The 26,501-nt window shown below is 72.7% G+C and carries 16 protein-coding genes; 8 read left to right on the plus strand and 8 right to left on the minus strand.

Features of this window, described 5'->3' with window-relative positions; genetic code table 11:
* Positions 1-16: 16 nt before the first annotated feature.
* From J5X75_RS15290 to J5X75_RS15305, 4 genes are all read left to right on the plus strand, one after another.
* Positions 17-1,198, plus strand: a complete 1,182-nt coding sequence (locus J5X75_RS15290) for a metallophosphoesterase (RefSeq protein ID WP_208468063.1) — start codon at positions 17-19, stop codon at positions 1,196-1,198.
* On the plus strand, positions 1,195-2,043 hold the full coding sequence (locus tag J5X75_RS15295; protein ID WP_208468064.1) for a class I SAM-dependent methyltransferase: 849 nt from the start codon (positions 1,195-1,197) through the stop codon (positions 2,041-2,043). Before J5X75_RS15290 ends, J5X75_RS15295 begins: the two co-directional genes overlap by 4 nt.
* 361 nt (positions 2,044-2,404) lie before the next feature.
* Complete coding sequence (locus J5X75_RS15300; protein WP_208468065.1) at positions 2,405-5,887, plus strand: ABC transporter ATP-binding protein/permease; 3,483 nt, start codon at positions 2,405-2,407, stop codon at positions 5,885-5,887.
* Between the two features lie 65 nt (positions 5,888-5,952).
* The gene (locus J5X75_RS15305) at positions 5,953-6,744 is read left to right on the plus strand and encodes a nucleoside-diphosphate kinase (RefSeq protein ID WP_208468066.1); all 792 of its coding nucleotides are present in this window, start codon (positions 5,953-5,955) and stop codon (positions 6,742-6,744) included.
* Here J5X75_RS15305 and J5X75_RS15310 read toward each other — a convergent pair.
* The gene (locus J5X75_RS15310) at positions 6,737-7,762 is read right to left on the minus strand and encodes an alpha/beta hydrolase (RefSeq protein WP_208468067.1); all 1,026 of its coding nucleotides are present in this window, start codon (positions 7,760-7,762) and stop codon (positions 6,737-6,739) included. The two genes, J5X75_RS15305 and J5X75_RS15310, sit on opposite strands and share 8 nt — an antisense overlap.
* Before the next feature lie 26 nt (positions 7,763-7,788).
* Between J5X75_RS15310 and J5X75_RS15315 the strand changes: the two genes are divergently transcribed.
* Positions 7,789-8,973 (plus strand): acyltransferase family protein, encoded by a 1,185-nt coding sequence (locus J5X75_RS15315; RefSeq protein WP_208468068.1) that lies wholly within the window; start codon positions 7,789-7,791, stop codon positions 8,971-8,973.
* A 316-nt stretch (positions 8,974-9,289) separates the two neighbouring features.
* Here J5X75_RS15315 and J5X75_RS15320 read toward each other — a convergent pair whose 3' ends face one another.
* The 4 genes from J5X75_RS15320 to pgi all read right to left on the minus strand — a co-directional run bounded on the left by J5X75_RS15320 (position 9,290) and on the right by pgi (position 14,668).
* A complete protein-coding gene (locus J5X75_RS15320; RefSeq protein ID WP_208468069.1) occupies positions 9,290-10,444 on the minus strand; it encodes a dienelactone hydrolase family protein in 1,155 nt (384 codons plus the stop codon).
* A 111-nt stretch (positions 10,445-10,555) separates the two neighbouring features.
* A complete protein-coding gene (locus J5X75_RS15325) occupies positions 10,556-11,872 on the minus strand; it encodes a carbohydrate-binding protein (protein WP_208468070.1) in 1,317 nt (438 codons plus the stop codon).
* 60 nt (positions 11,873-11,932) lie between these two features.
* A complete protein-coding gene (locus J5X75_RS15330) occupies positions 11,933-13,003 on the minus strand; it encodes a winged helix DNA-binding domain-containing protein (protein WP_307798096.1) in 1,071 nt (356 codons plus the stop codon).
* Between the two features lie 33 nt (positions 13,004-13,036).
* Positions 13,037-14,668, minus strand: a complete 1,632-nt coding sequence (pgi, locus tag J5X75_RS15335; protein ID WP_208468071.1) for a glucose-6-phosphate isomerase — start codon at positions 14,666-14,668, stop codon at positions 13,037-13,039.
* Positions 14,669-14,876: 208 nt separating this feature from the next.
* On the opposite strand from pgi, the gene J5X75_RS15340 reads away from it, so the two are divergent.
* Together J5X75_RS15340 and J5X75_RS45445 are read left to right on the plus strand one after the other, a co-directional pair.
* Complete coding sequence (locus J5X75_RS15340) at positions 14,877-16,211, plus strand: SWIM zinc finger family protein (protein WP_208468072.1); 1,335 nt, start codon at positions 14,877-14,879, stop codon at positions 16,209-16,211.
* Positions 16,208-19,216, plus strand: coding sequence for a DUF6493 family protein (locus J5X75_RS45445; RefSeq protein ID WP_208468073.1), 3,009 nt, complete (start codon positions 16,208-16,210; stop codon positions 19,214-19,216). Before J5X75_RS15340 ends, J5X75_RS45445 begins: the two co-directional genes overlap by 4 nt.
* Positions 19,217-19,792: 576 nt before the next feature.
* On the opposite strand, the gene J5X75_RS15350 is transcribed toward J5X75_RS45445, so the two are convergent.
* Positions 19,793-20,959 (minus strand): dipeptidase, encoded by a 1,167-nt coding sequence (locus J5X75_RS15350; protein ID WP_208468074.1) that lies wholly within the window; start codon positions 20,957-20,959, stop codon positions 19,793-19,795.
* 392 nt (positions 20,960-21,351) lie between these two features.
* On the opposite strand from J5X75_RS15350, the gene J5X75_RS15355 reads away from it, so the two are divergent.
* Positions 21,352-22,884 carry a CBM96 family carbohydrate-binding protein gene (locus J5X75_RS15355; RefSeq protein WP_208468075.1) on the plus strand — a complete coding sequence of 511 codons (1,533 nt, stop codon included), beginning with the start codon at positions 21,352-21,354 and terminating at the stop codon, positions 22,882-22,884.
* A gap of 469 nt (positions 22,885-23,353) precedes the next feature.
* On the opposite strand, the gene J5X75_RS15360 is transcribed toward J5X75_RS15355, so the two are convergent.
* Both J5X75_RS15360 and J5X75_RS15365 read right to left on the minus strand, forming a co-directional pair.
* The gene (locus J5X75_RS15360) at positions 23,354-23,566 is read right to left on the minus strand and encodes a hypothetical protein (protein ID WP_208468076.1); all 213 of its coding nucleotides are present in this window, start codon (positions 23,564-23,566) and stop codon (positions 23,354-23,356) included.
* Between the two features lie 168 nt (positions 23,567-23,734).
* Positions 23,735-26,470, minus strand: a complete 2,736-nt coding sequence (locus J5X75_RS15365) for a helix-turn-helix transcriptional regulator (RefSeq protein WP_208468077.1) — start codon at positions 26,468-26,470, stop codon at positions 23,735-23,737.
* Positions 26,471-26,501 lie beyond the last annotated feature (31 nt).

Here is a 26,501-nt window from a genome sequence, read left to right on the forward strand (position 1 = left end):
TGGCATGCTTGCCCTCATGTCGGTGGATGAGGCGGTCGAGGCCCGGCCGCGCGGGCGTGGCCCGCGGGTGGCCCGGTTCGGCGTGATCCTGTTCGTGGTGCTGGGGCTGCTGTTCGGTGTCCCGCTGGTGACCCTGTTCTGGTCCGGCAACGACTGGCCCGGCGTGGTCGTCACGGCCGGCACGGTGCTGTTCCTGGCCGTCGTCGCGCTGTTCCCCTGGCTGATGTTCCGCGGTCACGGCGGTCACGACGACCGGGCCGCGCGGATCGCCGACACGCTGCTCGGCGTGATCTGGGTGCTGTTCACCTGGTCGGTGCTCGGGCAGCTGTCCGAGCTGGCCCTGCTCGCCGCCGGGGTCGCCGACCCGCTGCGCTCCCGGGTGGTCACCGGGCTGGTGCTGGCGATCTCCGCCGGCCTGCTGCTCTGGGGTCACCGCGAGGCGATGCGGGTCTCCCGGGTGCGCGAGGTCGAGGTGGTGCTGCCCCGGCTGGGCCGCGGCCTCGACGGGCTGCGCGTGGTGCTGATCACCGACACCCACTACGGTCCGATCGACCGGGCCGCCTGGTCCCGCGGCGTCACCGAGGTGATCAACTCGCTGGACGCGGACATCGTGGCGCACACCGGCGACATCGCCGACGGCACCGTCGAGCAGCGCCTCGCGATGGCCGCCCCGCTCGCCGACGTGCGTGCCCGCCACGCGCGGGTCTACGTGACCGGCAACCACGAGTACCACAGCGGCGCCCTGGGCTGGGTCGAGCACATGGAGCACCTGGGCTGGGAGACGCTGCACAACCGGCACGTCGTGGTCACCCGCGGCGGCGACTCGCTGGTCGTGGCGGGCGTCGACGACCGCACGGCCGGGGGCTCCGGCCTGCCCGGCCACCGCACCGACCACGAGGCCGCCCTGTCCGGCGCCGACCCGTCGCTGCCCGTCCTGCTGCTGGCCCACCAGCCGCAGCAGATCAAGGACGCGGTCGCCCACGGCATCGACCTGCAGCTGTCCGGCCACACCCACGGCGGCCAGATGTGGCCGTTCCACTACCTCGTGCGGACCGACCAGCCCGCCCTGCAGGGCCTGTCCCGTCACTCCGAGCGGACCCAGCTCTACACCAGCCGGGGCACCGGGTTCTGGGGCCCGCCGTTCCGGATCTTCGCCCCCAGCGAGATCACCCTGCTGACCCTGCGGTCCGCCTCGTGACGAGATCCTCCTTCGACGACCACGAACGCTCCATGTGGGCGGGCCGGGCCGAGATCTTCAACGACTCCATGGCCCACCTGTGCGGCCACACCGCCCCCGCCCTCCTGTCCGCCGCCGTCCCGCCGGCCGGCGCACCCGGAGACCGTGATCTGGCCGGGCTTCGGCTGCTCGACGTGGGCACCGGCTCGGGGACGGTCGCCGGGCTGGCCGACGCGCGCGGGGCGCGGGTCACCGCCGTCGACGCCGAGCCGAGCATGGTGGAGCTGGCGGCGAAACGGGTGCCCGGCGCCGAGGTCCGGCAGGCGATCCTGCCCGAGCTGCCGTTCCCGGACGGCACGTTCGACGCCGCGGTCGCCAACTTCGTGATCAACCACGTCGGCGACCCGGCGGCCGCCGTCGCCGCGATGCGGCGTGTGGTGCGACCCGGCGGCCGGATCGCCGTGACGATCTGGCCGCACCCGAAACCCGAGGCCCAGCGCCTCTGGGACGAGATCTTCGACGCCGCCGGGGCGATCCGCCCGGACGATCTGCCCCGCCTCGACCCGGCCCTGGATTTCCGCCGCGACGAGGCGGGCCTGACCGCCCTGCTGGCCGGAGCCGGCCTGACCGGCGTGACCGGCACGACGATCTCCTGGACCATGTGCATCGACGCCGGCGCCTGGTGGTCCGGCCCGGCCGCCGGCATCGGCTTGACCGGCCTGATCCTGGCCGCCCAGGACGAGCCGACCGCCATCCGGGTCCGCCGGGAGTATGAGCGGCGCACCGCCCTCTACCGCGGCCCCGACGGCGTCCTCGCCGTCCCGACCGCGGCGTTGCTCGCCGCCGGCACCGTCCCCGCCGCCTGACCACGGATCCGGCCGGCTCCGGGTGCTGTCGCAACGCCCTCGAGGCAGCCCCCACGGTCAGCCGGATCTCCCCACTGGCCAGGGTCGTTCGAAGGGCCTCGAAAAACGCCGGCCGGATCTTCCCGGCCGGACGTCAGAGCTGGTTCGAGGGCCGCGAATTGGCTCTCCGGGCCGGCTGGATCTTTTCGGCTGGCCGGCACGGCTGTCGCGGCGGCGTTGAGACAGCTTCCACGACCAGCCGGAGTGTCCTGATGCGACCGCGCGACGTGGGCGGAATGCCGGGAATAAACCCGTTGAGCCGCCGTCTCCCGGCCGAGCAGGATGAGACCACCGCCTTCCCCTATCGTTCCGAGGACTCTTCATGCGCCTGCTCCGCGACCTGTGGGCCACAAGCCGAAGTCGCACCGCTCTCGTCGGCTTCCTGATCGTGCTCGGCGCGTCCGGTTCGGCCTGTGCGTTAGCCCTGGCCGGCCCGGTCCTCGTCGACCGGTCCGGCCCGCTCTTCACCCTGCTGGCCGCCGCGCTCGTCGCCTCGGTGTTCAGCGATGTCGTCGTCGGCCTGCTGGCGGCCCGCCTGACCGCCGACTGGGCGGCCCGCGCCCGGCGGCGGCTCAACCGGGTCGCCTTCGGCCAGGACATCCCCACCCTGGAGAACACCCCGGTCGGCGAGTTGCTCGACCGCATCGACTCGGACGTCTACCAGGTCGGCGCCGAGCTGCGCGGCAGCGGTGTGCGCCTGGCCCAGTCCCTGGCGGTGGCCTCCCTCTCGGTGCTCACCACGTTCTTCGTCTGGTGGCCGGCCGCGATCGCGATGATCCTGGTCAGCGTCCTGCTGTTCACGGTGATGAACAAGCCGATCCAGCGGATCGGCCCGGTCCGCATCGCCGAGGAGGAGGCCTGGTCCGATCTGGCCGCGGTGATGGAGGAGGCCATCCACGGGCAGGACGACGTGCGCACGAGCCTGGCCGCGCCGTACGTGTTGCGGCTCTTCGCCCAGCGCTCGGCCGAGGTGCTGCGCCGCGGCCGCCGGGTGTGGCGGGCCTCCGCCCGGGTCACCATGGCGGCCGGCTCGATCACCCGTTCACTGATCGCCGTCCTGGTGGTGGGCGGCGCCTGGGCGCTGTACGCGGGACAGATCGACGCCGCCCGCCTGACCGCGGTGTGGCTGCTGGCGCTCGGATTCGGCGGCACCCTGGAGCACCTGACCCGGATGGTCCCCGAGATGCAGAACGCGCTCGGCGCCTGGGGCCGGGTGCAGCTGCTGACCCAGGTGCCGCAGGAGCCGGTCGAGGGTGTCCCGCCGGTCGCGGGTGACCTGGTCGTCCGCAACCTCACCTTCCGGTACGGCGAGGCCGACAGCGGCCGGCCCCCGGCGTTGCGCGACGTGAGCGTCACCTTCGCCCGCGGCAGGTCGTACGCGCTGATCGGCCGCACCGGTTCCGGCAAGTCCACACTGGCCAAGGTGCTGACCCGGGCCGTGGAGGTGCCTCGCGGCACGGTGTTCCTGGGTGGCGTCGACATCAACGACATCGGTGTGGAGGGTCTGCGCCGGTGGACCGCGATCGTCCCGCAGCGCACCGAGATCCTGGCCGGCACCCTGGCGGAGAACATCGCCCTGTTCGACCGGGAGCTGCTGCCCCGGGCCGGTGCGGCGCTCGACGAGCTGGGCCTGACCGCCTGGGCCGAAGGGTTGCCCGACGGGCTGGACACCAAGCTGGGCGAGGGCGGCTACAAGCTCTCGGCCGGTCAGGAGCAGTTGGTGGCGTTCGCGCGGATCCTGGTCCGCGAGCCGCAGGTGGTGATCCTCGACGAGGCCACCGCCCGGATGGACCCGGTCACCGAGTCCTGGGTGCAGCGGGCCACCGACCGGCTGTTGCAGGGCCGGATCGGTGTGATCGTGGCGCACCGGCTCTCCTCGGTGCAGCGGTGCGACGAGGTGGTGGTGCTCGCCGACGGTCAGGTCATGGAGGCCGGGCCGCTGCGCGAGTCACGCCGCTTCGCCGAGCTGATGGCCAGCAGCAACCTGGCGGTTCCGGCGGCCCAGCCGGCCGGCGGCGGGGTGCTGCTCGCCGAACGCGACTGGGATGCCGCGATGCGGGAGGAGCTCGGCCCGGACGCCCTGGCCAATCCGCTGCCCACGGTGGATCCGCCGGCGCTGCCCGAGGCGCCGCCGGCCCGGACCATGCGGGAGATCGTCCGGCTGGCGCTGAACGACAAACGGTTCGGGCTGGCCGCGTGCGGGTTCTTCGTGTTCCTGGTGCTGTTCGGGTTCGACGGGGCGATCCTGCCGCTGCTGTGGTCGAACGTGGTCGACGGTGTCGGCAACCCGCTCTACCCGGCGCTCGGGCTGGCGGCGGCGCTGCTGGCGCTGATCCCGACGCTGTACTACACCGGGGCCTGGTTCCCGGAGTGGTGGGTGCGGCAGATGCTGCGGATCAGCCTGCGCCTGGTACACGGCCAGATCGGCCCGCGCCGGGTCAGCAAGCACACCCCGGCCGAGGTGGTGGCCCAGGGCGGCGACACCGAGCGGGTGGTCATGCTGGCCGACAACGTGATCGACAACTCGGTGGCGATCTTCGCGCTGGTGTCGATGACGGTGTTCTCGCAGTCGTGGGTGCCGGGGCTGCTGTTCTCCGGGACGATGATCCTGTCCGGGCTGGCCGCGACCCTGTTCGGGCCGCGGCTGGAGCGGGCCGCCCGGAAGACGGTGGCGGCCCGGGCGGCGTTCGCGACGTCGCTGGTGTCGTCGCTGTCCGCGGCGCGCACGGTGAAGCTGGCCGGCGCGACCGAGCCGGTGCTCACGCATCTGGCCGACCTCGACGGGGTCCGCAGCGAGTTGCAGCGGCGGGAGATCGCGATCCAGGTGTGGGCGCGGTCCACGCCGTCGGTCGCGAGCGGGCTGCTGCCGATCGCGGCGTGGGCTCTCTACCTGGACGGGCGCATCACCTCGGCGGCGGTGCTGATCGCGGTGTCGGTGCTCGGTTCGGCCCGCTGGTTCGCGTGGACCACGGCGTCGCTGGTGTCGCACTACCCGTCGGCGAAGGTGTGGACCCGGCGGACCGCCGCCATGACCGGCGTCTCCGAGTACACGGCGGAGGTTCCCGGGGTGGACATCTCCGCCGGGACGGCGCCGGCCCCGCCGACCGCGCCGCGCAATCCGCTGCGCACGCTGGAGCTGTCCGGCTTCAGCGCGGTGCACGAGAACGGCGCGCTGGGCGTACGGGATGTCGATCTGACCGTGCGCCGCGGCGAGCTGGTGCTGGTGGTCGGTCCGGTCGGCTCCGGCAAGTCGTCGCTGCTGCGGGCCCTGGCCGGGATCGTGCATCACACCGGCGAGCTGCGGTGGAACGACGAGCCGGTCGGTGAGCCGCACGTGTTCCTGCGGCCCAACCAGGTCGGCTACGTGGCCCAGCTGCCGCGGGTGCTGTCCGGGACGGTGGCCGACAACATCCAGCTCGGGCACGAGGTGGACGCGGCCGACGCGGTGTCGGTGGCGCAGCTGGAGCACGACCTGGCGGCCGCCGGTGGTGGCCTGCAGCTGCTGATCGGGCACAAGGGCACCCGGCTCTCCGGTGGCCAGCTGCAACGGCTGGCCCTGGCCCGGGCCCTGGCGCCACGGACCGAGCTGCTGATCGCCGACGACGTCTCGTCCGCGCTGGACGTGACGACGGAGCTCGCGCTGTGGCAGGCGCTGCGCTCGCACGGGGTGACCGTGGTCGGCTCGACGTCGAAACGGGCGGCGCTGGCCCAGGCCGACCGGGTGGTCGTGCTGATCGGTGGGCAGGTCGAGGACCAGGGCACCTGGGACGAGCTGTCCGGCCGCTGGGGTCACCTGGCCGGCTGACGCGCGGCGGTGGGTTCCGGGTCCCCCCGGAACCCACGTCGCGCCGGATCCCTATGGTCTGTCTGGTGGATCACCCCAGGGCCTTTCTGCTGCTCAAACCGGACTGTCTGCGGCTCGGGCTGACCGGGTCCGTGGAGCGGGCGATCGCGCGGGCCGGGCTGCGGATCGTGTGCCGCCATCGGGTCACGCTGTCGGGCGCCGACGTCCGCTGCCTGTGGCCGGAGTATCACGAGGCCGGCCACCCCCTGGCGCTCGCCTTCCTGGACCGCTATCTGACCGGCGAGCCGTCCGAGGTGCTGCACCTGCGCGGGCCGGACGCGTTCGAGGCGGCCCGCCGGGTCAAGCGGGAGGTGCGGTCGCGGCACGCCGCCGGCCCGTTCGCCAACGTGGTGCACGGCGCGCAGCGGCACGGTGAGATGGCCCGGCAGGCCGGTCACCTGCTCGGCCGCTGTGCGGCGTGCGCGGAGCCGTTTCACTCGGACGAGCCGCCGCTCAACCCGCCACGGCCGCCGGGCCGGGACTTCCGGGCGGACGCCGACCTCACCGCTCTGGTGGACGAGCTGTGGCCGCTCGTCCAGGGCGTGCCGGCCGATCCCGGCCCGGTGCGCCTGGACGGCGACGACACCGGCCAGGCGGTCGTTCTCGGCTCCGACCCGGAGCAGACCCTCGACTCGACGGTCACCGCTTTGTGGCACGCGCTGCCCGGGGTCGAGCTGCGCCACGCGGTGCTGCTCGTGATGCACGCCGGCTACTCCGGTGGCACCCCGGTCGCGGTGGGTGGCCGCCGGGCCCTCGACGACTGTCTCCGGATCCTGCGCGCGCACGGCGTCCGTGCCTGCTGGCGGGGGCTCATCTGAGCAGGCGGTTAGCCAGCCACTCGACGGCCATCGGGTAGCGGAAGCCGATGCCGCCGTGCTTGGCCGGGAACAGCTCGAACGCGATCTTCTCCTCCGGTACGCCGATCCGCCGCAGACCGTCCCGGAACGCCTCGGCGCCCAGATCCAGGAACCACTCGTCGCGGGTGCCGGCGTCGATCCAGACGGCGCGCAGGGAACGCAGCTCGTCGGCGTACCGGTCGATCATCCGGATCGGGTCCCACGCCAGCCAGCGCTCCCACAGCTCCGGTTTGAGCTGCCCGGTCCGGGGGTCGAACGGCAGCCGCGGGGTGCCGTCCGGGTCGGCGGAGAACGCCGCGGTGCAGCCCAGGAGGAGGCAGAACGGCATGTCCTCCTCCTTGGTGAACGGCACCCGCGACTGGAAGTCCTTCCACCAGGCCAGGATGTCGCCGTCGTAGTCGCGCAGGTAGCGGACGCACTTGCCGAAGTCGGGGAGGTAGCAGTACTCGTACAGGGCGTCGCCGGCGTGGGTGGCCAGGGCTCCGAACAGGTCGGGGCGCAGCATCGGGGTGATCATCGCGCCGAAGCCGCCGGACGACTTGCCGGTGATGGCCCGCGACTCACGGTCCGGCAACGTCCGGTAGTGGGCGTCGACGTACGGCACCACCTCGTCGCACAGGTAGGAGTGGTACTTGCCGGTGCCGGGCGAGTCGACGTACTGCGAGCCGCCGTAGGCCGTCCACGCGTCCACATAGACGAGCACGCATCCCGGCGCGCGCCCCTCGGCGAACACCCGGTCGGCGGTCTCGATGAACGGCTCCCGGAACGGCTCCCGGTTCCCCCACATGGTGACCTGGCCCGAGTAGCCCTGGATGACGTAGATGCTCGGGCACCGTTGGTCGCCCTGCTCGTAGCCGGGCGGGGTGTAGACCCACAGCGGCCGCACGTGCGGATCGCCGAGCGGATTGTCCCGCAGCAACCGCGACTCGATCGTGTCCTGATGCAGGGTGCCGGCGAGTTCACTGGTCCAAATCGACATGAAGGTCAGTCAACTATCTTTTTCCGATGACCGCACCAAGGATGGCGTGGCTCGACGGGCTGCGCGCCGTCGCCGTACTGCTGGTGATCTATGCGCATCTGACCCGCTTCGTCTTCACCGATCTGCGCGCGGTCACCGGTGAGTGGCTGCACGCCGGCACCGCCGGGGTGATGCTGTTCTTCCTGGTCAGCGGCTACATCATTCCGGCCTCATTGGAGCGGCACGGCGATCTGCGCGCGTTCTGGCTGAGCCGGGCCCGCCGTCTGCTGCCGCTCTACCTGGCCGTGATCGCGGTCCTGGTGGTCGCCCACCCGCCCGCGAACGTCGGCTCCACGGCGGTGGGCCACGCGACCATGCTGCCGTTCCTGCTGGGTGTGCCGCTGGTCACGCCGGTGTTCTGGACGCTCTCCTTCGAGATGGCCTTCTACCTTCTCGTGACGACCCTTTTCACGGTACGGGCGCAGCGTTCCCTCCTCCCACCGGTGATCCTGGCCGTGCTCGGCGCGGCGACGGCCCCGCTGGTCCCGCTGCGGCTGGGTGAGATCGCGGTGCCCGGCGCGGTGATCCTGGCGGCCGGGCTGGCCGGGGTGCTGTCCGGTCGACGCCGGGCGGAGATCGCGGGCGGACTGCTGCTGGGCGCGCTGACACTCGGCCTGCTGCTGTTCGACATGGACCCGGCGCACGCCCGCGACGGCCTGCTGATCGTGGCCGTGATGTTCACCGGCTCGGTGATCCACCGCGCCGACCACGGCCACACGTCATGGCGGCGGGCGACCGTGGTGATCGCCGTGGTGGCGGCCGCGCTGCTGACCGTCTGGCTCGGTGAGCTGGCCGCCCTGAACGCGCTCACCCCGCGTTACGTGACCCGCTCGGTGCTCACCCTCCTGACCTTCGCCGGCGCCTTCGCGGCCGGCCGCCTTCTGCGCCGTCGGCACACGCCCCGCTGGCTGGCCCGGATCGGTGTGCTCAGCTATTCGATCTACCTGGTCCACTTCGTGGTGATCGAGCTGGCCGGCCCGGTCCTGCGTTCCCGCGTGCCCGATCCTCTGCTGGCGGCCGCCTATCTGGCCACCGTCCTGGGCATCTCGTGGCTCACCCACCGTTACATCGAGGTCCCCGGCCAGCGCCTGGGCGCGCGCCGTCCGGACCCGGCGGTGAAGGACCAGAATCCCCACCCCCCTTCCCGGTACGCCCGGCCCCGTCCCCCATGATCCAGGGCCGTTCCGCCGAGCCACGCGATCCGCTGCCACTCCCGCCTGTGCCGCGCCCGCCGGGCTGAGCTCGGTGGTCCAGCCGGCAGTGAGAGCTGTTCGGACGCGCTTGAGACAACGCTGAAAGCCAGCCGGACCTGACCCGTGCGGCGCCCGGGCACGGATGGGCTGGACCACCGATCTACGCCCGGCGGGCGCGGCACAGGCGGGAGTGGGCAGCGGCTCGCGCCGACCGGGCGGGACTGCCCTGATGAGGCGGGACGGCGTCACGCGTACCGGGAAAGGGGTGGACTTTGATCTTGTCTGTCCAGGGTTTTCAGAGGTGGCCGTCGAGCCAGGTGAAGGCGTCGTCCTGCATCTCGGCGGTGAAGACGTGGCCGAGGCCGGGCCACGTCTTCGTGCGCAGGCGGGATCCGGCGTGCTGGGAGGACCAGACGGCGGCCATCTTCGCGTGGGCGACGGCGATGCCCTCGGGGGTGAAGAGGGGGTCGAGTTCGCCGTCGGTCAGGTACATCGGGCGCGGGGCGGCGAGGCTCGCCACGTCGGGGATGTCGAGGTGGCGGTAGAGGCCGGGATGCAGCATGTAGAACGCTGACTGGCCACGGAGCGTGTTGTTGCCGGGCACCATCATCTCCTTGAGGCCGGTCATCCAGCAGGCGGAGACGGTCGCCGCGATGTGGTCGGAGAGGGCGGCTACCTGCCACGCACGGTAACCGCCCATGGAGAAGCCGACCGCGGCGACCCGGTGCGGATCGACCTCGGGCAGGGTGGACAGCAGGGCGGCGGCACGGGCGTCCTCGCGGGCCATCAGGCCGGCCGGCGACGAGCCGAGGTGGTAGAGGTTGCTCGCCAGCGCCTGCTGGCTCTCGTAGGTGAGGCCGCCGCGGTCGCCCCAGCCGAGGGCGTCGACGGCGAGGACGGCGTAGCCGCGGGAGGCCAGGTGGTCGCCGACGAAGCGGCCGCTGAAGTAGCGGTCGGCCCAGGCCTGGGCGGAGGCCCGGCGGGTGTCGTCGTACCAGGGTTCGATCAGCTTCTCCTTGCCGATGTCGAACCTCGCGCCGTGGTCGTGCAGCAGCAGGGCGGCCGGGAACGGGCCGGGGCCGTCGGGGATCAGCATGGTGGCGCGGACGCGGCTGTTCCGGGTGACGTTGAAGATCAGCTGACGGCGGCGGTACCCGGGCGCCGGCTGCTCGTCGACGATCTCGGGCCGGAAGGGGGTGTGGTCGGCGGGCTCGCAGAGCAGCGTCTCGAACTGGGCGCGGGCGCGGCGCTTCCAGGACCGGAAGTCGGGGTGGCGGGTGCGCGACCAGGCGAGGGGGAAGGTGAGCTCGTCCCGGAGGCGCTCGTAGTAGACCGGAAGGTTGCCGGTGATCACGGAGGGGCCCTCGAAACCGGCCGCCGCCCGCGCCTCGGCGACGTGCGGGGCGGCGAGCGCCACCGCGGATAGGGAGATCACGGAACGCCGCTTCATGGGATTCCTCCTGATCGATGAAATCCGTACGCTAGAAAGCCCTTTCCCGCATGTCAACAGAATGGTGCCACCCTTCCCGGGGACGGCCCGGGAAGGGTGGCGGAGAGGAGCTCAGCGACCCTGGAGGGCCTTGACGTTGTCGCCGAAGGTCCAGCCCTTCGACCCGTCCCAGTTGATCGACCAGGTCATCAGGCCCTTGAGACCGGGGACGCTGTTGTACGCCTGCGACACCAGGGCCGGCGTCATGTACCCGCCGCCGGCGCCGGTCTGGGCGGGCAGCCCGGGGACCTGCTTGTCGACCGGGATCCGGATGGTCGTGCCCTGGATGGTGAGGCCGTTGGCGAGGCACTGGGTCTGGACGGTGAAGCCCTGCACGGTGCCGGCCGAGTAGGAGTCGCCGGCGCAGCCGTACATGCTGCCGTTGTAGTACTGCATGTTGAGCCACCACAGGCGGCCGTTGTCCAGGTACTTCTTGATGATCGGCAGGTACGAGCCCCAGATCGAGCCGTAGGTGACGCTGCCGCCGGTCACGTACGCCGTCTCCGGCGCCATGGTGAGGCCGAAGTTCGACGGCATGGCCGCCAGCACCCCGTCGATGATGCGGATCAGGTTCGCCTGCGAGGTGGACAGGGTGGTGATGCTGCCGCTGCCGGTGAGCCCGGTCTCGATGTCGATGTCGATACCGTCGAAGTTGTACTGCTTCAGGATCGGCACGATGGTCGCCACGAACCGGTCGGCGACGGCGCTGGAGCTCAGGTCGATGCCGGCGGCCGCGCCACCGATGGACATCAGGACGGTGGCGCCCTGGGCCTTGGCCGCGCAGATCTCGGCGGCGGTCGGGACCTTGACCCCGGCGTCCATCCCGTTCTCCCACAGGACGGTGCCGTCCGAGCGGATCACCGGGAAGGCGGCCATCAGCACGTTGTAGCCGTGCTGGGTGATCCGGCTGTCGTTGACCGGGATCCAGCCGAGGCCGGGGTGCACGCCGTTGGAGGCGCCGTCCCAGTTCTCCCAGTAGCCCTGGAGGACCTTGCCGGCCGGGCGGCCGCGCAGCCCGCACCCGACGGGGGTCGACGGGGAGGTGGACGGGCTGACCGAGACCGAAGGAGACGGGCTCGCCGAAGACGAGGAGACCGACGGCGACGGCGAGGGGGTGCCGCCGCCCGTGCAGGCGCCCAGCGACTTCCACAGCGATGGGGTGGCGGCCGGGTTCCACCCGGCGCCGACGTGCGCCGTGTGGGTGACCAGCGCTTGGTACAGGTTGGACTGGTAGGTGACCTGGGTGCCCGCGGTGTAGGTGTTGCCCTCCGCCCACACGGTCGTGGAGCAGGTGACGGCCGCGTTGCCGGTGGCGGTGAAGGCCACTGCCGAGCCCAGCACCACCCCCGCTCCGACGACCACGGCCAGCAACTTTCGGCGCAGCCTCATGTGAACTCCTCGACGGCGTACGAGTGTGTGAGCACATCCTGGAGTTCACATACGTAAATATCAAGGGTTCTTAACAGTAAATTTGAGTGGTAGTCCCACGAAGGCGGCGAACGGCTCCAGAGCCGCCCGTGCGTCGTCGAGATCGAACTCGGCCATCGGCTGCACCGTCACGGTGACCGCCGTCTTCCCCAGCGTGCGTTTCCAGGTGGCCATCACCCGGCCGTCACGCACCAACGTGGACTGGAAGACGCCGTTGCCGCCCGGCACCACCCGGGCCAGCTGCTCGGCGGTGGCCATCATCGACCGGTCCTTGTAACCCAGCAGGAACTCGTCGAAGCCCGGCAGCGCCCACCAACCGGTCACCGGGCCGGCGTCGAGCACCGCCGGATCGGCCCACATCGCCACGCCCTCGACATCGACGGCTGTCAGCCCGGCGGCCGCCACCCCGGCCCGCGCGTCGGTCACCGTCAACCCGGTCCAGCCGGCGAAGTCCTTGATCGTGGTGGGACCGTGCGACCGGAAGTAGCGGTGGGCCAGGATCGCCAGCGCCTCCTCCCGGGACGGGTCGTTGCGCTTCTTCGCCCAGTCGTCGAGCAGCACGAACGTCTGCTCGGCCCCCTCGTTGGGCGCGATCGCCGTCACGCCGCGCTGGGCCGCGAACCACAACAGGTGGTAACCGCGCTGCCCGGAGACCTCGACCCCGCCCTCCCGGAGGGCGGCCAGGCACCAGGACCGCGTCCGCCGGCCGCCGCCGGCCAGCGCCGACCCGAGAATCTCCACCGCCCGCTCGGCGTCGTCGCCGCTGAGGCCGATCTGCTCGCGCCGCTTGGCCGCGCCGGCCAGCGCGCGCACCCCGGTCAGCTCCAGCATCCAGTGGGCGTCGGCCGAGGGCACGAGATGGACCGTGCCGCGCATCGGCCAGGTCCGCACGACGTCGCCCCGCTCGGTCGCCGCCACCACCTCGGGCAGGGTGGTGCCGGGGAGGCGGGCGCCGAGCGACCAGAGGACGCTGTTGAGATCCTGCGCCTGCATGGCGCCGAACCACTCCGCGACACCCAGCACGTCGGGCTGGGAGCGCGGGCCGAGAAGAAGGCTCGTCATACGAAGGCTCAGGGCCGTGTTCACGTCCACGACCCTGAGCCTAGAAGCGGGGTACGACAGAAATCAGCGGCCGCGCTGGGACCGGTACCGCTTGATCAGTGTGTTCGTCGACGAGTCGGCGTCGGCGGCGGGCGCGGCGGACGAGGTCAGCTTCGGCGCCAGCTGGTTGGCCATCACCTTGCCGAGCTCGACACCCCACTGGTCGAACGAGTTGATCTCCCAGATCACGCCCTGCGTGAAGGTGATGTGTTCGTAGAGCGCCACCAGCTGCCCGAACGTCGCCGGCGTCAGCTTCTCCGCCAGGATCGTGGTGGTCGGATGGTTGCCCTGCATCACCCGGTGCGGCGCCACCTTCGGGTCGGTGCCCTCGGCCTGCACCTGCTCCAGCGTCCGACCGAAGGCCAGCGCCCCGGTCTGGGCCAGGAAGTTCGACATGAACAGGTCGTGCATCTCGCCGATGTCGTGGTTCGGCACGCTGAAACCGATGAAGTCCGCCGGGATCAGCTTGGTGCCCTGGTGGATCAGCTGGTAGAAGGCGTGCTGGCCGTTGGTGCCGGGCTCGCCCCAGAACACCTCGCCGGTCTGGAAGGTGACCGGCTCGCCGGACAGCCGCACCGACTTGCCGTTGCTCTCCATGGTGAGCTGCTGGAGGTAGGCGGCGAACCGGTGAAGGTACTGCGCGTAGGGCAGCACGGCGTGCGACTGCGCGCCGAGGAACGTGTCGTACCAGACGTTGAGCAGGCCGAGCAGGGCCGGGACGTTCTCCTCCAGCGGGGCGCTGCGGAAGTGCTCGTCGACGGCGTGGTAGCCGGAGAGCATCTCGGCGAAGCGCTCCCGGCCGATCGCGATCATGACGGAGAGGCCGACCGCGGACGGCAGCGAGTAGCGGCCGCCGACCCAGTCCCAGAAGCCGAACATGTTCGCCGTGTCGATGCCGAAGTCGGCGACCTTCGCGGCGTTGGTGCTGACCGCCACGAAGTGCCTGGCGACCGCCTCGTCTCCCGACGCGAGGCCCTTGAGCAGCCAGGATCGCGCCTCTTTGGCGTTGGTCAGCGTCTCCTGGGTGGTGAAGGTCTTGGACACCACGATGAACAGGGTGGTGGCCGGGTCCAGGTCGCGGGTCTTCTCGAACAGGTCGGTGGGGTCGATGTTGGAGACGAACCGGCACTCGATGTCGCGCTGCGCGTAGTCCTTCAGCGCCTCGTAGGCCATCACGGGGCCCAGGTCGGAGCCGCCGATGCCGATGTTCACCACGGTCCTGATGCGCTGGCCGGTGGAGCCCTTCCACTCCCCGGAGCGGACCTTCTCCGCGAAGGCGCCCATCCGGTCCAGCACCTCGTGCACGTCGGCCACCACGTCCTGGCCGTCGACCACGAGCGAGGCGTCGCGCGGCAGCCGCAGCGCGGTGTGCAGGACGGCCCGGTCCTCGGTGATGTTGATGTGCTCGCCGGAGAACATCGCGGTGACCCGCTCGGCCAGCCTCGCCCGCCGGGCCAGCGCGAACAGGGCGCTCAGCACCTCGTCGGTGACCAGGTTCTTGCTGTAGTCGACATACAGCCCGGCGACCTCGGCGGCGTAGCGCTCGCCGCGCTGCGGGTCGCTGCCGAACAGGTCACGCAGATGCACCGCCGAGAACTTCTCGGCGAGCCCCTGGAGGCTCTGCCACTCGGCGCTGTCGGAAACGCGTTCGCTCATCTCTCCCACTCCGAACCTGGACGACGCAGAAATCGTGGCACGATCCGGTGCCCGGCACCCGCGAACCGGCCGGGTCGTTACCCTGCCCGCGAGGTTAGTCCCCGTCCAGGGCCGGTGTACCCGGGTGTCCCCCTTCTCACTCCGTTGAACCGGCCGCGTCGTTTCGGGGCTTTCGAAAATGTCGTACCCGGCATCTAGGTTCTGCGGCATGGTTTCCGCGGCGTACTCGTACCTCGGCTCGTCGGCCCTCGACGACGGCCTCACCCTGCAGACTTCCGGTGGCCCGGCGGCGCACCCCCGCTTCTTCACCGGCTTCCTCACCGACCCCGGCGCCGCGGCCACCGGCCTGCTGGCGGTCGCCGAGGTCGCCCGCACCCGGTATTTCCGGCCCCTGCCACCGGCCAGCCTCGACCCGGTCGTCACGGCCGGCTCGGACCGGCTGCGGTTCGAGTCGTTCTCCGGCTGCTGCGGCGTCTACGCCCGGATGGACGTGCTGCCCGCCGGCCTCGACGGCGACATCGTCGCGCACGGCACCACCAACGTGGACGTCAACCTGCCCCTGCAGCGGGCGCTCACCCGGGTCGGCCGGGCCGACCCGATGCACGTCGCGGTCGGCCCCGACGACCTCACCGTCACCACCTTCGACGGCGAGCTGGTGGAGCGGAAGGTGCCGCTGCCGTCGCGCTGGCTGCGCGGCTTCGCCGAGGCGCAGGTGCTGACCGCCCGCTTCGACCCGCGGGCCGAGATCGGCGTCGCCGAGGCGCGGATTCTGCTCAACCGGCTCCCGGCCACCGACAAATCGGTGCTCTGGGCGGTTCCGGCCGGGCGTTCGCTGCGCTTCACCTCCCGGCCCACGCCGGGCGCGGTCTGCCTGCCGGGCGCCGGGCGCCTCGCCGCCCTCAAACCCTTCCTCCGGTACGCGACACGCCTCGCCGTCTACGGTCCGGCCGTCGCGGCGGGCAGCGGTCCGGTCGCCAGCACCTGGGAGCTGAGCATGCCGTCGCTGCGGTTGTCGCTGACCCTGTCGCCGGAGCCGTACCGGGGGTTCTCCGGCGAGGGCGCCGTGCTCGACTCGCTGGCCAGTGACGAGGCGGCCGACGACGCCGACCTGATCAGCGCCCTGCTCTCCTGGGACCCGACGGTCGACGTGGACGCGCTCGCGGTCGCCTCCGGGCTGGACGCCCGCCGGGTCCGTGACGCGCTCACCCAGCTCGGCACGTCCGGGCGGGTCGGCTACGACGTGGCCGAGGCCGGCTACTTCCACCGCACCCTGCCCTACTCGGCCGACGTGGTGGAGAAGATGAACCCCCGCCTGGCCGGCGCCCGCGCCCTGGTCACGGCCGGGGCGGTCACCCCCGGGCCGGAGGTGTCCGTGGTGGTCAGCGGCACCGAGACGTACCACGTCCGCGACGCCACCTCCTGCACCTGCCCGTGGTGGGCCAAGCACCGCGGCGACCGGGGCCCGTGCAAGCACGCCCTCGCCGTGCGCATGGTCCTCGCCGGAGAGACCGCCGACCTGGACGCCGCGGAGGCCACGGCATGACGCTCGCCGTGGACATGCTCGACCGCCGCGTCCAGTCCGGCGACCACGTCGGAGCGGCCCGGCTGCTGCTGCACATCAGCGAGGAGGAGCGGCTCGCCTACTTCAAGACGGTCGAGGCCGCTGTCAAGGGCGCCGACCCGCGGGTGTGGTGGCGGGCCGAGGTCAACCCCGCTCCGGCGTACGCGCTGGCCGTCATCGGCACGGCGCCCAGCGTCGCCAAGGCCGCCACCCTGCTCAACCACCGCAGCCTGCGGGACAGGTGGCGGCTGATCCCGGTCGACCACTTCCTCGCGATCGCCCGAGCCCGCAAGCTGGACTGGCTCGGCGACCTGGGCACCCGACTGACCCGGCGCCTGCCCACCCGCACCAACTTCGACACCGGGGAGTGGTCGGTCCTCGCGTCGATCATGCGGGCCGGCGGGGTCGAGCCGCCGGTCACCGAGGGGATCGTGCACGGCTGGCTGCTCGCCCTCCTGCGTTCCCGGGGCGACCGGGGCCGGGAGCGCCCGCCGTTGAACGTGCGGATGCGGGAGGACCCGTACCTCGATCTCCTCCTGCCCGCCGTCTTCGAAATGGACGGCCTGGGCGCCGACATCACCCACTCCTCGTGGGGTGAGCCGGAGGGCCCGCCGAGCCCCGCCCACCACTTCCCCACCGCGGTCGTGTCGCTGGTCGCCGAAGGCCGCCTGGAGCGCAAGGACATCCTGACCGCGCTCGTCGACCGGCTGGTCCGGGGCGACAAGCCCAACGCGCTGCGCCCGTTCGTGCTGCTGCACGACGAACTGGCGCCGACCGTCGACGAGATCGCCGGGCACGCGCTCGACTACGCGCGCATGCTCGCCGACAGCGCCGGCCCGGTGGCGACGCTGGCCCAGCGGGCTCTGCGCACTCTGGACGATGCCGGGCGCCTCGATCGGGAAACGCTGCTCGACACCAGCGCCACGGTTCTCCTGCGCAAGGAGAAGACGCTGGTCAAGGCACAGATCTCCTGGCTGGAGAAGGTGGCTCGGCGGGAGCCGGGCCGGGCCGGGGAGGTGTTCGAGACGATCGCCGTCGCGTTCGGGCACCCGGCTCTCGAGCTCCAGGAGCGGGCGCTGACCCTGATCGGCAAGCAGGCCCCGCGCCTCGGGCCGGAGCTGCTCGCCCGGCTCGCGGACGCCGCCCAGGTCCTCACCGGCGACCTTCCGGCCCGTGCCGCGGAGCTGTTCGGCGTCGCCACCCCGGAGGCCGGGTCCACCGGTGTGCCGTCGCTGCCGCCACCGGCCGGGCCCGCGCAGATGCCGCCACCGATCGCGACCGCCGCCGAGCTGGCCGAGGAGGTGGTGGCGCTGCTGCACGAGCAGTCCGGCGTCCGCTGGGAGCGGGTCCTCGCCGCGCTCGTCGCGCTGCACGCCAGGGACGGGCGGGACACGCTGGCGACCGCCCTCACCCCGGTGATGAAGCGGTACCCCGGCTGGTTCGCCGAGAGCCAGTGGAACTCCGGCTCGCCGTTCGTCTGCCTGGCCACCGCCATCCGGATGGTGATCGACGCACCCCGCCACGACAGCACCCACCAGCGGCTGTACAGCGCCGTCCGGGTCGCCTGGCAGGAGGGCCGCCGCGGCGGAGTCGACTCGAAGCTCTCCGACCGGCCCGACGGTGTCCTGGCGCTGCGTGCCGCCGAGGTCGCCGTGCACCTCAACGGGTCGATGATGCCGATGCTGGTCGCCACCCCCACCCGGGTGAACGGCAGCCTCGACCCGGCGGCCCTGCTGGAGCGGCTGTCCCGGGCCGACGCGGAGGGCTGGCAGCCGTGGCCCTTCGACCTGGAGCAGGCCCTGCTGCGGCTGCCCCGCGCACCCGTCCCGCCCGAGGTGGCCGCCGGCGCCGCGGCGCTGGCCTCCGCCGCCGGGCGACAGTTCGCCCAGTGGCTGGCCTCCGGCGGCCTGCCCGACCCGGTCAGCGAGCCCTTCACCCAGTTCGGCGACCGGAGAGCCCACGGCGGCTACACCTGGGACGCCCCGGTGCCCCGCCGGCTGGCCGCCCGGCTGCGCCCGTCCCGCGACGGCGGTCTGCGCCTCGAGCGGCAGTTGCTGACGCTCGACCCGTTCAAGTACCCGGTCTACATGCCGGACGACTTCAAGGGCGCCGAGGAGGTGCTGGCCATGGTCCTGCCACACCACCGGGAGGTGGCCGCGGCCTGGGCGCTGGGCGAGGTGGCGTCGGCGGCCGACCAGGGCCAGAAAGGCCCCGGCCGGCTGCTGCCCCTGCTGGCCGACGGCACCGGCCCGATCGGCCCGGCCATGGCGACGGCGCTGGCCTACACCTTCGGCGCCAAGCACGAACCCGACCGGGCCGCCGCCGTCGACGCCTTCCTGACCCTCGCGGCCACCGCGGTCTCCCCCACCGCCGACGACCCAACCGCCACCACGGCCCTCACCGCCGAGGGCCTCGCCGTTACGGCCTCCCTCACCGCCGACGACCCAACCGCCACCACGGCGCCCTCCGCCGACGGTCCCACCGCTGCGGCCTCCTCCGCCGGGGGTCCCGCCACTACGGCCCCCACCGCCCAGGGCCTGACCGCCACCACGGCCTCCGGCGCCGAGGGTCCCGCCACCGCGGGCTCCTCCGCTGCCCAGGGGCCGACCGCCACCGAGGGCCGCACCGCGGCGGGGCGCCCCGGGGCGGCCGGGAGAGGCGCGACCTTCGCCGGTGCGGTCGGGGCCGTGCTAGGCGATCTCTGTTCGGACGGCACGGTCAAGCTGAGCCGGGTCGTCCCCGGACTCGCCGACGCTCACCGGGCGGGTGCATCGGTGGCCGTCTGGGAGCTGCTCACCGCGGCGCTGCCCGAGCTGTTGGCGGCCAAGCCGCGGTCGCTGCCCGACCTGCTGGAGCTGGCCAGCCAGGTGGCCGTCACGATCAGCGCCCGCGGCGAGATCCCCGGTCTCGCCGCGGAGGCGGCCCGACCAGGCTCGGCCCGCCTGACCCAGGAGGCAAAGCGCCTACGGTCCCTGCTGACGCCGTAATCGGCCGACCGGACGGGCCTCGCTCCCCCGACGCCCGTCCGGCCCGCCGCCTGCCCCTCCCGACCCCCGACGGCCTGCCCGACTTCACGCTCGACCGATGCCGAATTCGTCGCCCCGACCATCACCCGGCCCTCGCGTTCGCCAGCGTCGACGTTGTCGGCGTGAGTGGGCGGGGGTGGCCAACGGCCTCAGCCCGGCGGGCGCGGCGAAGGCTTGACCCGACAGATTCCCGCGGGGAACCGGCGGAGCGGTGGACCCGTCCGTTCGAATGGCTGTGCACTGTGGTCGCGCTTGCCGGCTGGCTCTCAGCGCCTCGACGGGTTTGTGTCAGCTCCCACAGCCAGCTGGATCTTCGCAGCTGGCTGTGAGAGCTGTTTCGATGCGGTTGAAACAGCTCTGAGAATTAGCCGGACCTGCGGGCCCGTGTGGCGTCAGCCGCCCGGTCAGGCTATCGATGCGGTGGGGACAGGGCTGGGAACCAGTCGGGCCCGGTGGCCCGTGCGGTGTCGGCCGCCCGGGGCGGACCGTGCGGTGTCGGCCGCCCGGTCGGGGTGGGAGCGCCGTACCGGAAGGATGTCAGCGGGGCCAGAGTGGGTCTGTTGCGTGTTCTTCGGCGTCGCGCAAGGCGCGGAGGATGTTGCGGTTGGCGAGTTTCTCCAGGTCGAGGGGGGACCAGCCACGATCGCGCAGTTCGGCTAGCAGGCGGGGGTAGGCGGCGACGTCGGACAGTCCGGTGGGGACTTCGGCGGTGCCGTCGAAGTCGCCGCCGATGCCGATGTGGTCGACGCCGGCCACCTCGCGGGCGTGTTCGACGTGGTCGGCCACCTCGGCGACGGTGGCGGTGGGCTTCGGGTTGGCCGCCAGCCACGCGTGGAAGGCCGGCTCGTCGGCGTGGTCGGTGATCGGCGACGTGGGCACCCGGGCGGGGTCCTCGCCGGGGCGCGGGCCGCGCGGCCAGTTCTCGGCGAACGGTGGCAGGCCGAGGCGTTCCCATGCGGCGTCGGCGGAGCGCATCCAGTCGCGGACGGCCGCGGAGACGAAGAACGAGACGAAGGTGAGCTGGATGACGCCGCCGTTGGCGGGCAGGCGGGACAGTACGTCGTCGGGGACGTTGCGGGGATGGTCGGTGACGGCCCGGGCGCCGGAGTGACTGAAGATCACCGGGGCGACCGCTTCGTCGAGGGCGTCGCGCATCGTGTCGGCGGAGACGTGCGACAGGTCGACGAGCACGCCGAGACGCTGCATCTCCCGTACGATCGCTCGCCCTTCGGCCGTCAGGCCGCCGTGCACCGGATCCTGGGTGGCCGAGTCCGCCCACGACGTGTGGTGGTTGTGGGTGAGGGTCACGTAGCGGATGCCGAGGCGGGCCAGGGAGCGCAGCACGCCGAGCGAACCGCCCAGGCAGTGCCCACCTTCGACGCCGATCAGCGAGGCGATCCGCCCGTTCGCCATGGCTCGTTCCACGTCCGCTGACGTGTAGGCGATCGCGAGGTCGTCCGGGTAGGCGGCGACCATCCGCTGCACCAGGTCGATCTGTTCGAGGGTGCTGGTGACCGCCTCGGGTTCGGACAGGTCGGACGGCACGTAGACGGACCAGAACTGGCCGCCCACCCCGCCGGCCCGCAGCCGTGGCAGGTCGGTGTGCAGCGGTGGTCGTTCCTTCTCCAGTCCGGCCACGGCCGATCCGTGCCACTCACGCAGGCGCATCGGCAGGTCGTTGTGGCCGTCGATGATCAAGTTCATTCCCTCTGGCTACCGGCCCGGGGCGTCCGGTGCAAGCGGATCGCCCAATCGGGGCCGGTGAACCCGCAACCGGCCGGCACCGGCACGGGCACCGGGCGCACAACTCCCGGCCCGGAACATGTCTCACGTATCCGGTCCACGACGCGCCCGGAGACCACATCCGGCCGACGACATGCCGGAGACCGTGCCCGGCCGCCAACCCGCCGGGCGCCATGCCCGGCCGTCGACGTGCCGGGCACCAAGCCCGCCGCCGACGCGCCGGGTGCCAAGCCCGGCCCACGACGTGCCGGGTACCGAGCCCGGCTTACGACGCGCCGGGCGCCGAGCCCGGCTGACGACGTGCCGGGCACCAAGCCCGGCCCACGACGTGCCGGACGACCAGGGGAGGCATTTTGCGACGCGCCAAGCTGCCGACGTCTCTGACAGCTCTGACCGCCGTATTCGCGGGAACCGCCGCCGTAGTCGTGGCGCCGAACGCCGCCGCGGCGGCCGGTTCCGACCTCACGATCCAGGCCGCCGACGACACCTACATCTCGAGCACCCGCACGTCCACGACGTTCGGGTCGGACGAGAAGCTCGCCGTCGGCAGGATCGGCAACGAGACGAAGACCGCCCTCCTGAAGTTCACCGTCCCGGCCGGCACCAAGGTCAAGAGCGCGACGCTGTTCCTGACCCCGGAGACCAAGCCGTCCGGCAAGCTGACCGTGTCCCGCGTGGTCGACGACTCGTGGACCGAGGCCAAGACGACCGGCGGCAACGCGCCGAAGCTAGGCCCGGCCATCGCGTCGGTCAGCCCGAAGGCGGCGGACACCCGGGTCGGTTTCAACCTGAACGCCGAGATCACCGGCCCGGGCACCTACTCGCTCGCGCTGTCGTCGTCGCTGACCGACGGCGCCCTGCGTTTCCAGTCGGCCGAGAACAAGGCCGGCGGCGGACCGAAGCTGATCATCGGCACCGCGGCCGCGACCACGCCGCCGGTCACCGCCAAGGACTGTGTCACCGGCGCCAAGCTGGTCCCGTCCTGTGGCGTGCTCTGGGGTGGCGCGGCCGGCGGGTTCACCAGCAAGCCGCGCGATGTGGAGCACCGGAACTGGGAGAAGCTGTCCGGCCGGACCGCGACGGTCTTCCACACCTACCACAAGGGCGACGAAGCCTTCCCCACCAAGGCCGAGATCGCCATGACCAACGACCCGGCCAACCCGCGGGTGCTGCTGCTCAACTGGAAGATCGCGTACGGCTCCACCTGGGCCAAGGTCGCCAAGGGTGAGCAGGACAAGCGGATCGACGCGTTCGCCAAGCGGATCAAAGCGTACGACAAGCCGGTCTTCCTCGCCCTGCACCACGAGCCGGAGAACGACGTCAAGGCCACCGCCGGCTCCGGCTGGGAGGCCAAGGACTACGCCGCCATGTACCGGCACACCATCGAGCGGCTGCGTGCCCAGGGCGCCGGCAACGTGGTGAACGTGATGGCCTACATGGGCAACGAGAAGTGGATGGCCCAGTCCTGGTGGAAGGACCTCTACCCGGGCGACGACGTCGTCGACTGGATCGGCCTGGACTCGTACGTCTCGGTCGAGAAGGGCTACTACCACTACGGCACCTTCGCCGACCTGCTCGACCGTAAGCCCAAGGGCGGTGGCCCCGGCTTCTACGAGTGGGCGACCACCAAGCACAAGAACAAGCCGATCATGGTCGCGGAGTGGGGCGGCTACCACCGGATCGGCAAGAACACCGACAAGACCGCGGTCTACAACAGCGTCCTGCCGGAGCTGCGGAAGCGGCCCGCGATCAAGGCGATCGTCCACTTCGACACGAAGGCCGACGACGAGGGCGACCGGGACATCAGCATCGACAGCACCCCGGCGAGCCTGGCCTCGTTCAAGAAGCTGGCCGCCGATCCGATCTTCAAGGTGAAGCTGAAGTGACGAGGTGAAAAGCGCCGCCCGGTCCCCGCCGGGCGGCACTTTTCGTTGTGGCCGTCACGCTTACGCCCGCCGGGCTCTGCGGCTGCTGCCGGTCGCCGCCGTGGTTCACCCACGCGGGCCGGGGAACTCGGGACCGGCGCGCTGGTCGCGGTCGGCTCGGCCCGGCTCGCGCGATGGGCGACCTCGCCGCGATGACCGGCGGTGGTGCGCGGATCCGCCGGCGTCCGGATCATGGGGTGGGGCATCTGGGCGTCCGGCGGATCTGCCGGCCGGGTGGCGCCGCCTTCTGGGCGGTGCGGAGGTGCGGCCGGTCGCTGAGCGGGGATGGCCGCCACAACGCGAGGATCCTACGCATTAGTCGGATCCGCGGGCCCGCAGGGGTCCTCGGAGACGCGAGAACCCCGGGCGCGACCAGCGCGCCCGGGGTTTCACGTGGGCGGTCCCGGGACGGTCGGGACCTTGCCCGGTCCTAGCGGCCGGCGACCCCGGCGGCGTCCTGGCGGCTGAGAATCGCGTGGATCTCGGCGGTCTCCTCGGCGCTGTGCCGGCCCAGCATCAGGTCCAGTTCGGTGCGTTCGGCGGCGGTGCGGAAGGCCGCGAGCTCGTCGGCGAGCCGGCGGTGGGCGCGGCGCTCGGCGACGCGGTGGAGGATGGCGTTTCGGGCGTCACGGATGAACTGCATGGCAACTCCTCGACGGATAGTGACGGATAAAGCCTCGTCGCTTCCGGCTACAACAATCCTCCGTCCCCGCATCAGCCCCAAATCAACCAGGTAAAACTCCGAAGACGAAAGTGACGGCCACCACCGGATTCCGGTAACCCGCGTCACTCTCCGCTACCAATGGGCAGGTCAGGAGGGGTTGGTGATCTCCCCCACCGCGAGCACCGTCAGAAGCTGGGTCCGGGACCGGACGCCGAGCTTGCGGTAGACCCGGGTGAGGGTCGCCTCCACGGTCTTCACGCTCAGGTAGAGCCGGGTGGCGATCTCCCGGTTGCTGGCCCCGTCCCGCACCATCCCGGCGATCCGCAGCTCGGTGGAGGTCAGTCCCTGGTCCGGTGTGCCCTCGGTCCGGGCCAGCGTCAGTTCCGCCTCGCGCGCCCACGGCCGGGCCCCGGTGGTACGGAACAGCCGGTGCGCCGCCCCGATCGCCTGCCGCGCGGCCGCGTACCGGCGCCGCCGCCGTTCCGCCCCACCGGCCACCAGCAGCGCGTGCGCCTGTTCGACCGGCTGCCGCAGCCGCTCGAAGTGCCGGGCCGCGGCGGTCGCCAGGTCGGCGGCCGTGTCGGCCTGCCCGGATTCGGAGCTGACGATGGCGGCCGCCCGGTCCAGGTAGCCGGCCAGCGCCGGGCTGCTGCCCAGCCCCTCGGCCGCCTGCCGGGCCAGCGCCAGGGTGGTGGCGGCCTCGGCGTGCTCACCGACCGACGCCAGCGCGGCGGCCAGGTCGGCCCGCCAGCGCACGATCATCGGGTCGGCGCTGCCCGCCTCGGCCTCGGAGTCGCGGAGCCGGCGCAGGGTGGCCACCCCGGCCCGGGTGTCGCCGGAGCGGACCTCGGCCTGGCCCAGGGCGTGCAGGTTGCGCCGCAGGTAGAGCCCGTCGCCCTCCTGGCGGGAGGCGCGGATGCCCCGGCGGGCGAATCCGGCCGCCGTTTCCAGGCTGCCGCCGGCCAGTTCGGCCACCGCGGCGGTGTACCACGTCGGGCCGGGACTCAGACCCGCCTCCTGGGCCGCCCGGACCGCGCGATGGGCGTACCGTAACGCCTCCTGGCACCGGCCCGCCCGGGTGGCCACCTCGGAGAGGCTGCGGAGCACCTCGACTCGGGCCTCGCCGATCCGGTCGTGCTCGGCCACCGCGAGCAGGTTGAGCAGGCCGGCGCGGGCCTCGTCGAGCCGGTCGTCGAAGAGCGCGAAGCGCGCGGCGAAGTAGTGCGGCCCGTAGTGCAGCCAGTCCGGGGCCGGGGTGGCGGGCAGCCGCAGCGCCCGTTCCAGGGTGTCACGCCAGCCGGGTTCGCCCTGGACCCGCTGGATCTGGGCGAGCGCGGTGAGCGCCATCGACTCGGTGGTCGGGTCGCCGGCCAGGCGGGCCGCGCGTTCCGCCTCGCGGGCCTCGGCGACCCCGCCTTCCAGGTCGCCGGTGAGCAGCGCGGTCCAGGTGAGCCGCAGCCGGACCGGTGCGGCCAGCGCCGGGTCGTCGCCGGCCTCGGCGAGCGCCGCGGCGAAGGTCTCCCCCATGTCGGCCAGCGCCTGCCCGGCCAGGTCGAGCAGCACGAGCCGGGCCCGCACCCGGTGGGCGGGCGGCGCGTCGGCGGCCAGGACCGCCTCGGCGGCCCGCCCGGCGACCAGCGGCACACCCCCGGTGATGGCGGTGCGGGCGGCGGTGACCAGCCAGTCGAGACGGTCGGCGGAACGGTCCGGCGGGCAGCGGTCGGCGGCGAGCAGGTACAGCTCGGCGGCGGTGCGCTCGGCGCCGCGCTCCGCGCAGCGGCGGGCGGCGGCGGCCAGATCGGCGGCCACGTCGGGGTCCGGCCGGGCGGTCCGCAGGGCCTGCTGCCGCAGGGCCTCCACCGGGTCGTACGCCGCCGCGGCGAGATCCGCGTGCACCCGGCCACGGTCGGCGGCCGGGGTCTCGTCGGCGAGCACCCGCGCGAGCAGCGGCGGGGTGAACCGGATCCGCTCGCCGGTGAGTTCGACGATCCCGGCGTCGGCGGCCGACCGCAGGTCCCGGACCGCGTCGTCGCGCCCGGCGCGCAGCAGCAGGGTGACCGTCGGCTCGGTGGCCAGCGCCGCCACCAGCAGGGTGTCCCGGGTCTCGGTGGGCAGTTCGGCGAGCCGTTCGCGGGCCAGTTCGCGGACCGGCTCGGGCAGCGACGGCGCGCGCCAGGTGGGCCCGGCCGCGATCGCACCGCCCAGGGCGAGGGCCAGGAACGGGTTGCCGGCGCTGGCCTGGTGCAGCTGACTGGCGGTGCGGCAGGGCAGCCCGTGGGCTTCGAGCAGCGCGGTGAGGTCGTCCGGGGAGAGCGGCGGCACCTCCAGCTCGGTGACCGGGGCGGGGCAGAGCCGGGCGGCACGGGTCCGGCCGGGCCGGCGTTCGGCGGCGAGCATCCGCACCCGGGGCCCGGGGCGGCGGCGCATGGCGTAGCCGATCAGGTCGGCGGACTCCGGGTCGAGCCACTGGGCGTCGTCGAGGACCAGCAGCACCGGGGAGGTACGGGCGCAGTGTGCCAGCAGTTCGGGCATGACCAGGCGCCGGGCGAGGGCCGGCGCCCCGGTGCGGGACGGCCGGCCCTGGCGCAGCGCGATGAGGGCGTGCCGTGGCGCGGGCGCCAGGGCGGCGACCGCCTCCGCCGGGGCCTGGTGGACGAGGTCGGCCACCCCGGCGTATGCGAGCGCCCGTTCGCCGCGGGCCGGGCGCAGGCGGAGCACGAGTTCTCCTCGCGCCGCGGCCTGGTCGGCGACGGTGTCGAGCAGCGCGGACCGGCCGATGCCGGGCGGCCCGTGCAGGACCACCCCGCCACCGGCCGCGAGCCGGGCGTCGAGGGCCGCGAGCAGTTCCTCCCGGCCGTGCAGAGCGGGAACCACCTCCGGCATCACCCCCAGCATCGAGGGGCTCAGCCTAGGG

The organism is Actinoplanes flavus (genome assembly GCF_017592555.1).
GTDB classification, from domain to species: domain Bacteria; phylum Actinomycetota; class Actinomycetes; order Mycobacteriales; family Micromonosporaceae; genus Actinoplanes; species Actinoplanes flavus.